Genomic DNA, 1390 nt, shown 5'->3' on the forward strand with positions numbered 1-1390 from the left:
GATCGCGTCCCACGGAGTGGTGTATGAGTTGTGATTCCTGGGAGGCTGGGCTCCCGCTCAGTTAATGACGGCCGACAGCCGTGCAGGCTGAGCATCACATAGCGACTGCAAGCCTTCGAGTTGCATGTACCGCCGTTGCAAGGACCATTCGTCGTTCTGTTCCAACATCATAGCGCCGACCAGACGGATGATGGCGCGCTCGTTGGGGAAGATGCCAACGACGTTGGTGCGCCGCTTGACCTCGGCGTTCAGGCGCTCCAGTGGATTGGTGCTGCGCAATTGCACCCGATGTGCGCTCGGGAAGGCCATGTAAGCGAGCACGTCGTGCTCGGCCGTCTCCATCATGTCGGCCAGCTTCGGGAATTTGGGGCGCAGCTGGTCGGTGACGGTGCGCCACTGGGCGCTGGCCGCCTCCGGCGTGTCCTGGGCGAAGATCGTGTTGATCAGAGCTAGCAGGGCCTGACGCTGGCCCTTGTTGGCGTGGGCCAGCGCGTTGCGCACGAAATGCACGCGGCAGCGTTGCCAGCTCGCCTTCAGCACTTTGGCGATGGCCGCCTTGAGCCCCTCGTGCGCATCAGAGATGACCAGTTTGACGCCGCGCAGCCCGCGCCGGGTCAGGCTGCGTAAGAACTCGCTCCAGAACGGTTCCGCTTCCGAGGCGCCTGTGGCCACGCCCAGTATCTCCCTTACGCCGTCAGTATTGACGGCCACGGCGATTATTACGGCCACGGACACGATCCTCCCGGCCTGACGGGTTTTGACATAGGTCGCGTCGATCCAGAGATAGGGCCAATCGCCCTCGATCGGCCGGTTCAGAAATTCCTGCACGCGTCCGTCGATCTCCTCGCACAGACGCGACACCTGGCTCTTGGACACACCGCTCATGCCCATTGCCTTGACCAGCTCGTCGACCGAGCGCGTCGAGATGCCTTGAATGTAGGCCTCCTGGATGACCGCCGTCAGCGCCTTTTCGGCGGTGCGGCGGGGCTCCAGAAAATCGGGGAAGTAGCTACCGTTGCGCAGTTTGGGGATCTTCAAGCCAACCGTGCCGGCCCGGGTTTCCAAGGCGCGTTCACGGTAGCCGTTACGACTATTGGAGCGTTCCGCACTGCGCTCTCCATACGCCGCATTGCAAAGCGCCTCGACATCCATCTCCATCAGGCGTTGCAAGGCAAATTGAAGCGTTTGTTTGATGAAATCGGCATCGGCACCCTTTGCGGCGAGCTCCGTCAATGCCATAGTAGTGGGCGTGGTCATCGTGGTTTCCTCTGACTGGTTAAGGTCTGGTAACCCCAACCTACTCATGAATCACGATGGCCATCTCATCATTGCTCAAGCCTTAGCGCCGAACTCGGCGCCAGCTTCATACACCACTCCGTGGGACACGATC

Annotated in this window: 1 protein-coding gene; it reads right to left on the reverse strand. The window is 61.2% G+C overall.

What is annotated here, in order from left to right; all coding sequences use genetic code 11:
- Window positions 1-57: 57 nt before the first annotated feature.
- On the reverse strand, window positions 58-1257 hold the full coding sequence (locus GTP90_RS35705) for an IS256 family transposase (protein WP_161087930.1): 1200 nt from the start codon (window positions 1255-1257) through the stop codon (window positions 58-60).
- Window positions 1258-1390: the final 133 nt, after the last annotated feature.

The organism is Duganella vulcania, assembly GCF_009857655.1.
Classification (GTDB): Bacteria; Pseudomonadota; Gammaproteobacteria; order Burkholderiales; family Burkholderiaceae_D; genus Rugamonas; species Rugamonas vulcania.